The organism is Streptomyces sp. NRRL B-24572 (genome assembly GCF_002156145.1).
Taxonomy (GTDB): Bacteria; Actinomycetota; Actinomycetes; order Streptomycetales; family Streptomycetaceae; genus Streptomyces; species Streptomyces vietnamensis.
On the sequence record NZ_MWIG01000211.1, the window covers coordinates 1 to 8,031 of the forward strand.

Annotated in this window: 6 protein-coding genes and 1 pseudogene; 4 read left to right on the plus strand and 3 right to left on the minus strand. The window is 71.8% G+C overall.

Annotation, left to right across the window (positions count from 1 at the left end):
• Positions 1–210: 210 nt before the first annotated feature.
• Together eat and CCN56_RS13285 are read right to left on the minus strand one after the other, a co-directional pair.
• Complete coding sequence (gene eat, locus CCN56_RS13280) at positions 211–1,644, minus strand: ethanolamine permease (protein WP_086826689.1); 1,434 nt, start codon at positions 1,642–1,644, stop codon at positions 211–213.
• A gap of 118 nt (positions 1,645–1,762) precedes the next feature.
• Complete coding sequence (locus CCN56_RS13285) at positions 1,763–2,491, minus strand: FadR/GntR family transcriptional regulator (RefSeq protein WP_086826691.1); 729 nt, start codon at positions 2,489–2,491, stop codon at positions 1,763–1,765.
• A gap of 89 nt (positions 2,492–2,580) precedes the next feature.
• Here CCN56_RS13285 and CCN56_RS13290 point away from each other — a divergent pair, with 89 nt between their 5' ends.
• The 4 genes from CCN56_RS13290 (at position 2,581) to CCN56_RS13305 (ending at position 7,494) form a co-directional block, all read left to right on the plus strand.
• Positions 2,581–3,945, plus strand: a complete 1,365-nt coding sequence (locus CCN56_RS13290) for a glutamine synthetase family protein (RefSeq protein WP_086826692.1) — start codon at positions 2,581–2,583, stop codon at positions 3,943–3,945.
• A gap of 21 nt (positions 3,946–3,966) precedes the next feature.
• Positions 3,967–5,331 carry an aldehyde dehydrogenase gene (locus CCN56_RS13295; protein WP_179199833.1) on the plus strand — a complete coding sequence of 455 codons (1,365 nt, stop codon included), beginning with the start codon at positions 3,967–3,969 and terminating at the stop codon, positions 5,329–5,331.
• The gene (locus CCN56_RS13300) at positions 5,328–6,110 is read left to right on the plus strand and encodes a 3-oxoacyl-ACP reductase (RefSeq protein ID WP_086826696.1); all 783 of its coding nucleotides are present in this window, start codon (positions 5,328–5,330) and stop codon (positions 6,108–6,110) included. The genes CCN56_RS13295 and CCN56_RS13300 overlap by 4 nt, the downstream gene beginning before the upstream one ends.
• A gap of 130 nt (positions 6,111–6,240) precedes the next feature.
• The gene (locus tag CCN56_RS13305; protein ID WP_086826698.1) at positions 6,241–7,494 is read left to right on the plus strand and encodes a haloacid dehalogenase-like hydrolase; all 1,254 of its coding nucleotides are present in this window, start codon (positions 6,241–6,243) and stop codon (positions 7,492–7,494) included.
• A 6-nt stretch (positions 7,495–7,500) separates the two neighbouring features.
• Here CCN56_RS13305 and CCN56_RS13310 read toward each other — a convergent pair.
• Positions 7,501–8,031: pseudogene (locus tag CCN56_RS13310) on the minus strand (hypothetical protein); the annotation flags it as partial.

The window sequence follows — 8,031 nt, forward strand, 5'->3', positions numbered from 1 at the left end:
TGTGGGACATGACCGCCGCGCTGCTCCCCGCCCGGTACCCGTGGCTCGTCCGGGAGAGCGGAGGCCTCGCCGTCATGCTCCCGCCGGACGGGCCCGAGGCCGCGGCGGTCATGTCCCACACCCCCCAGCGGGCCTGGTCCAGGTAGGTGGTCACGCCGATCAGCGGCTTGGTCACGGAACTTCCTCCAGGGGTGCGGAGAGTCGGGTGGGTCAGTCGCGTGCGAGTTCGGCCTCGGCCGCGGCGAGCGCCGCGAACTCCTCCTCGGGCGCCTTGGCCACCAGATGGTGCCGACTGTAGAACGCGAAGTAGGCGAGGGCGATCACGTACACCCCGAGCGCCATGAACGCCGCCGTCCGGTCCACCAGGAAGGTCGCGACGAGCGCCGAGAGGGCCAGGACGAAGGCCACCGAGGAGGTCGCGATCCCGCCGGGCGTGCGGTACGGCCGGTGCAGGCCCGACTCGCGGCGGCGAAGGACGATGTGGGAGAGCGCCATCAGGGCGTACGAGATGGTGGCGCCGAAGACCGCGATGTTCAGCATCCGCGCGCCGTTCCCGGTCCCGGCGGCGAGCGCGAAGCCGAGGGCGCCCGGGATGAGGAGTCCCAGGTAGGGCGACTTGCGGCGGCTCGTGAGGGAGAGGAAGCGGGGCAGGTAGCCGGCCCGGGAGAGGGCGAAGAGCTGGCGCGAGCCGGCGAAGATGAGGGAGAAGAAGGAGGCGACCAGGCCCGCGAGGCCCGCGTAGTTCACGAAGCGGCTGAGCGCGGTCGGCTCCCCGTCGCCCTGGAGCGCCACGACCAGCGGGTTGCCGGCCTCCTGGACGGCGGCCGCACCGCGCGCCCCGGTGGTCGCGAAGAAGGTCATGACGGCGAGCAGCACCAGGATTCCCATGGAGATCGAGAGCGCCCTCGGCATCGACCGCACCGGGTCCTTCGCCTCCTCGGCGGCGAGCGGCACGCCCTCGACGCCGAGGAAGAACCACATGCCGAAGGGGAACGCGGCCCAGATCCCGAGGAGGCCGAACGGCAGCCAGGAGTTCGACCCGAAGGCCTCCCCGTCGACCGGGATGTCGTTCAGGCCGTCCACGTGGAAGTCGGTGAACGCGCCGAGGGCGAAGACGACCAGGGCCGCGACCGCGATCGCCGTCACGATCAGGCTGAAACGCAGCGCCTCGCCCACGCCCCACAGGTGGATGCCGATGAAGAGCGCGAAGCAGACCAGATAGACCGGCCAGCCCGACTCCAGGCCGAAGAGACCGAGCGACTCCACGTAGTCGCCGATGAAGATCGAGATCGCCGCCGGGGCGAGGATGTACTCGATGAGGATCGCGGTTCCGGTGAGGAAGCCGCCCCAGGTGCCGAGCGCCCGGCGGGCGAAGCCGTAGCCGCCGCCCGCGGTGGGCAGGATGGCGGAGAGCTCGGCCAGCGCGAAGACCAGGCAGGCGTACATCGCGCCCATCAGGACGGTGGCGACGGCGAGTCCGCCGAAACCGCCCTTCGACAGGCCGATGTTCCAGCCGGAGAAGTCCCCGGACACGACGTACGCCACGCCGAGGCCGGTCAGCAGCAGCCAGCCGGCGCTGCCGCGGCGCAGGGCCCGGCGTTCCAGGTAATCGTCCTTCGGCGGCGTGATGTCTTCCAGCGTCATGGCAGCGTCAGCTCCCCGCAACGGGCCCAATGGATTGGATCCATACCTTTGCGGTGGCCGGTGGGGGAGCGCAACCCCCGTGCGTTACTTTCGGATTACGCGCCCCGGTGTGCGGGCCTCACGTCAGGAAGCCCCGCAGCAGTGCCGCCGTGCCCGCGCAGTGCTCCCGCATCACCTCGCGCGCCGCGTCCGCGTCCCCGTCCAGGACCGCCTCCACCAGGGCCGTGTGCTGGTGCTGCGAGTGCTCCAGATTGCGTACGAGGAGGGGGATGCAGTCCAGGAGGTCGTTCACCGTCGCCCGGACGGCGGCGTACTGGGCCGTCAGCGTCGGCGAGCCGGAGAGCTCCGCGAGCGTGAGGTGGAGCAGGGTGTCCTGGCGGCGGTAATCGGCCAGCGGGGCGTCATGGGTCGCCGTCACGGCCGTCCGCAGCCGCTCGGCGCCCGCCGCGTCGAGGCCGTGGGCCGCGCAGAGACCGGCGGCCCCCACCTCCAGGACCTCACGGAAGCGCAGGGTGTCCTCCATGTCGACCGTGGCGATCCGGCGGCGCAGCTCGTCCTCGTCGGCCGTCTGCGGCCTGGGCAGCACGAACGTCCCGCCGTACCGGCCGCGCCGGCTCTCCACGAGCCCCTGCTCCTGGAGGACCTTGAGGACCTCGCGCAGGGTCACCCGGCTGATCCCCATCCGGTCGGCGAGCTCCCGCTCGGCGGGCAGCCGCTCCCCGCCGGGCACCAGACCGAGCCGTACCACCTGGAGGATCTGCTCCAGGGCCTCCTCGAATCCGTTGCCCGCCCGCACCGGCCGCAGCACGGGCGTCAGCCGGTCCGCCGGTTCACTCGTACTGGCCACGTTCTCGTTTTCCTCTCTCCGGCACTTCCCAAGCAATGGTCTATGGCAATACCTTATGGCTCCCGGCAGGCCGAAGGAGGAGCAATCCCGTGGCAGACCGCACACCCCCGCTCACCGTCGAGGAGCTCCGCGCCCTCGTCGCGAGCGGCGAGATCGACACCGTCGTCCTGGCCTTCCCCGACATGCAGGGACGACTCCAGGGCAAGCGGTTCGCAGCACCGTTCTTCCTGGACGAGGTCCTCGGCCACGGCACCGAGGGCTGCAACTACCTCCTCGCCGTCGACACCGAGATGAACACCGTCGACGGCTACGAGATGTCCTCCTGGGACCGCGGTTACGGCGACTTCGCGATGCACCCCGACCTCACCACCCTCCGCCGCCTCCCCTGGAACGACGCCACCGCCATGGTGACGGCCGACCTCGCCTGGGCCGACGGCACCCCGGTCGTCGCCGCGCCCCGCCAGATCCTCCGCCGCCAGCTGGAGCGCCTCGCGGAGCTCGGCCTCACGGCACACGTCGGCACCGAGCTCGAGTTCATCGTCTTCAAGGACAGCTACGAGCAGGCCTGGGACGCCGACTACCGCGGCCTCACCCCCGCCAACCAGTACAACATCGACTACTCCGTCCTCGGTACCGGACGCATCGAACCGCTCCTGCGCCGCATCCGCAACGAGATGACCGGCGCCGGACTCACCGTCGAGTCCGCCAAGGGCGAGTGCAACCCCGGTCAGCACGAGATCGCCTTCAAGTACGACGAGGCCCTCGTCACCTGCGACCAGCACGCCGTCTACAAGACGGGCGCCAAGGAGATCGCCGCCCAGGAGGGCTGCTCGCTCACCTTCATGGCGAAGTACAACGAGCGCGAGGGCAACTCCTGCCACATCCACCTCTCCCTCCAGGACGCCGAGGGACGCAACGTGATGGCCGGGGACGACCGGCACGGCATGTCCGAGACCATGCGGCACTTCCTCGCCGGACAGCTCGCCGCCCTCCGCGACTTCTCCCTCCTCTACGCCCCCAACATCAACTCCTACAAGCGGTTCCAGCCCGGCTCCTTCGCGCCCACCGCCGTCGCCTGGGGCCACGACAACCGCACCTGCTCGCTCCGGGTCGTCGGCCACGGCCGCTCCACCCGCTTCGAGAACCGCCTCCCCGGCGGCGATGTCAACCCGTACCTCGCCGTCGCAGGACTGGTCGCCGCCGGCCTGTACGGCATCGAGCAGCGCCTCGAACTGCCCCCGCCCTGCACCGGGAACGCGTACACCGCCGAGTACGCGCACGTCCCCACCACCCTGCGCGAGGCCGCCGAACTCTGGGAGACCAGCGAGATCGCCAAGGCGGCCTTCGGCGCCGAGGTCGTCGCCCACTACCGCAACATGGCCCGCGTCGAACTCGACGCCTTCGACGCGGCGGTGACCGACTGGGAGCTGCGCCGCTCCTTCGAACGCCTCTGAACCGCTTCCGAGAGGATTGAGTTGCTCCAGGTACTGAACCCGGCGACAGAGGAACCCGTCGCCACCGTCCCCGCCGCCACCCCCGTCGACGTCGACGCCGCCGTCGCCCGCGCCGGCGCCGCCCAGCGCGGCTGGGCCGCCGCCGCGCCCGCCGACCGGGCCCGGCTGCTCCGCCGCTTCGCCGCCGTCGTCGACGACCACATCGAGGAACTGGCCCGCCTGGAGGTCACCGAGGCCGGCCACACCATCGGCAACGCCCGCTGGGAGGCCGGCAACGTCCGCGACCTGCTCGACTTCGCCGCCGGGGGAGTGGAGCGGCTCAACGGCCGCCAGATCCCGGTGGCCGGCGGCCTCGACATCACGATCCTCGAACCGCTCGGGGTCGTCGGCGTCATCGCCCCCTGGAACTTCCCCATGCCGATCGCCGCCTGGGCCACCGCACCCGCCCTCGCCGCCGGCAACGCCGTGATCCTCAAGCCCGCCGAGACGACCCCGCTCACCGCGCTCCGCCTCGCCGAACTCGCCCTGGAGGCAGGCCTCCCCGAAGGCCTCTTCCAGGTCCTCCCCGGCACCGGACCCGTCGCCGGGAACGCCCTCGTCGAACACCCCGGCATCGCCAAGATCGTCTTCACCGGCTCCACCCGGGTGGGGAAGAGCATCATGGCGAAGTGCGCCGACCAGGTGAAGCGGGTCACCCTCGAACTCGGCGGCAAGAGTCCCAACATCGTCTTCGCCGACGCGGACATCGAGGCGGCCGCCGCCGCGGCGCCGATGGCCTTCCTCGACAACAGCGGCCAGGACTGCTGCGCCCGCACCCGCATCCTCGTCCAGCGGAGCGCGTACGACCGCTTCCTGGAGCTCCTCACCCCCGCCATCGAGGAGATCGTCGTCGGCGATCCGACCGACGAGCGCACCCAGATGGGCCCGCTCATCTCCCACGCCCAGCTCGACCGCGTCCGCGGCTACGTCACCGACGATCTCGAAGGCATCCGGGGCAAGGCGCCCGAGGGCCCCGGCTTCTGGTTCCCGCCGACCGTCCTCACCGGCGTCGCCGAGAACGCCCCCTGCGCGGTCGAGGAGATCTTCGGCCCCGTCGCCGTCGTCCTCCCCTTCGAGGACGAGGCCGACGCGATCCGCCTCGCCAACGCCACCGAGTACGGCCTGTCCGGCTCGATCTGGACCCGTGACGTCGGCCGCGCCCTGCGCGCCTCCCGCGCCGTCCGGGCCGGCAACCTCTCCGTCAACTCCCACTCCAGCGTCCGCTACTGGACCCCGTTCGGCGGCTACCAGCAGTCCGGCCTCGGCCGCGAACTCGGCCCCGACGCCCTGACCGCCTTCACCGAAACCAAGAACGTCTTCATCAGCACGGAGGGCCCCGCACTGTGAGCAACGAGATCATCTGCCGCCGCCTCGTCGGCCGTACCGCCGTCATCACCGGAGCCGGCAGTGGCATCGGCCTCGCCACCGCCCGCCGCCTCGCCTCCGAGGGCGCCAACGTCGTCTGCGCCGACATCGACGAGACCGCGGGCAAGGCCGCCGCGGAGGAGGTCGGCGGCACCTTCGTCCAGGTCGACGTCACCGACCCCGAGCAGGTCGAGGCGCTGTTCAAGACCGCCTTCGACACGTACGGCTCCGTCGACATCGCCTTCAACAACGCCGGCATCTCGCCCCCCGACGACGACTCCATCCTGGAGACCGGCCTGGAGGCCTGGAAGCGCGTCCAGGACGTCAACCTCACCTCCGTCTACCTCTGCTGCAAGGCCGCCCTGCCCTACATGCGCCGCCAGGGCAAGGGCTCCATCATCAACACCGCCTCCTTCGTCGCCATCATGGGCGCGGCCACCAGCCAGATCTCGTACACCGCGTCCAAGGGCGGCGTCCTCGCCATGTCCCGCGAGCTGGGTGTCCAGTTCGCCCGCGAGGGCATCCGCGTCAACGCCCTCTGCCCCGGGCCGGTCAACACCCCGCTGCTCCAGGAGCTGTTCGCCAAGGACCCCGAGCGGGCCGCGCGCCGCCTCGTCCACATCCCCGTCGGCCGTTTCGCCGAGGCCGAGGAGATCGCCGCCGCCGTCGCCTTCCTCGCGAGCGACGACTCCTCCTTCGTCAACGCCAGCGACTTCCTCGTCGACGGCGGCATCTCCGGGGCGTACGTGACCCCCCTCTAGGCCCTCGCCGCCGCCACCCTCCCCACCCCCACCCGACAGCCGGGCGTCGCAAGGCGCCCGGCTGTCGCGCGTACCGACGTACCGACGCACCGACGCACCGACGCACCGACGCACCGACAGGAGAACGCCCGTGAAGCTCCGCACCTCCGCCGCGGCGGCCGCCCTCGCCCTCGCCGCCACCGGTTTCCTCCCCGCGGCGAACGCCGGGGCCGGGCCCGCCGGATGCCCCGCCCTGAAGGTCTCCGAGGGCTGGTACGGCGACAACAAGGCCCGCATCGACGCCCTGATCGCCGACCACTGCGACGACAAGGGGCGGCCTCGCGGAGAGAAGCCCGTCGCGGTCTTCGACTGGGACAACACCGTCATCAAGAACGACGTCGGCGACGCCACCTTCTACTGGCTCCTGCGCAACGACCGCGTCCGGCCCCCGAAGGACGGCGACTGGTCCACCACCAGCCGCCACCTCACCCCCGAGGCCGCGACCGCCCTCGCCGAGGCCTGCCCCACCGGCGTCGGCACCCTCCCCACGTCCACCGACACGGCCTGCGCCGACGAACTGCTCTCGGTGTACGGGAACGGCGCCACGACCGCGGGCCGGACGGCCTTCACCGGCTACGACCACCGCCGCACGGAGCCCCAGTACGCCTGGCTCGCCCAGCTCCTGCACGGCTGGACCACCCGCCAGGCCGCCTCCTTCGCGGCCGCCGCCCGCGCCGAGAACCTCGCCGCCCCGCAGGGCGCCACCCAGCAGGTCGGCACCGCGAAGGTCACCGGCTGGGTCCGCTACTACGACCAGCAGCGGGACCTGATCCGCACCCTCCAGGACGGCGGCTTCGACGTCTGGATCGTCTCCGCCTCGCCCGAGCCCGTCGTCGACGTCTGGGCGAAGGGCGTCGGCGTCGACCCCTCCCACGCCGTCGGCATCCGCAACACCACCGACCACGGCCGCCTCACCAGCCACCTCAAGGGCTGCGGCAGCGTCCGGGACGGCGAGGACACGATGATCACCTACATCGACGGCAAGCGCTGCTTCATCAACCAGGAGATCTTCGGCGTCCGCGGCCCCGCCGCCGAGCGCGTCCAGCCCGCCGCCCGCCGCCAGGTCTTCGCCGCCGGCGACTCCGACACCGACATCTCCTTCCTGCGGGACGCCACCGGGCTGCGCCTGGTCCTCAACCGCAACAAGAACGAGCTCATGTGCCGGGCGTACGAGAACGGCGACGGCCGCTGGCTCGTGAACCCCATGTTCATCGAGCCGAAGAAGCAGAGGACGAGCGCGTACCCCTGCTCGACCACCGGCTACACGGCGAGCGACGGCACGGCCCAGCCGGTCCGGCGCACGGACGGCAGCATCGTCCCGGACCAGCTGGACACGGTCTTCTGACGGTTCCTAGAGGAAGGTCATGCCCTCGCCCCGGTACGTGGGCACGGTGGCGGTGACGCGATCGCCCTCGACCAGGTGCAGGTTCTCGAACCGCTCGCACAGCTCCCCGGCCTTCGCGTGCCGGAACCAGACCTTGTCGCCGATCCGCAGATCGTCGGCGGGGGAGCCGAGCAGCGGGGTCTGCACCTCGCCCGGACCCTCCTGCGGGTCGTAGCGGAGCCCCTCCGGCAGGTACGGGACGGGCAGCCGGTCCGGGCCCGCGGCACCCGACGCCGGGTAACCGCCGCCGAGCACCGTCACCACGCCCACGCCAGGGCGGCGGACCACCGGCTGCGCGAAGAGCGCGGCGGGGCGGCCGCTGAAGGACGTGTAGTTGTCGAAGAGACGCGGCACGAAGAGGCCCGAACCCGCCGCGATCTCGGTCACCGCGTCCTCGGCGGCCGTGTGCTGCACGCTCCCGGTGCCGCCGCCGTGGTGCGGGCCGTCCGGGCGGTCGCGCCGCATCTGGAGTTCGTGCACGGCGGCGGCACCCGGAGC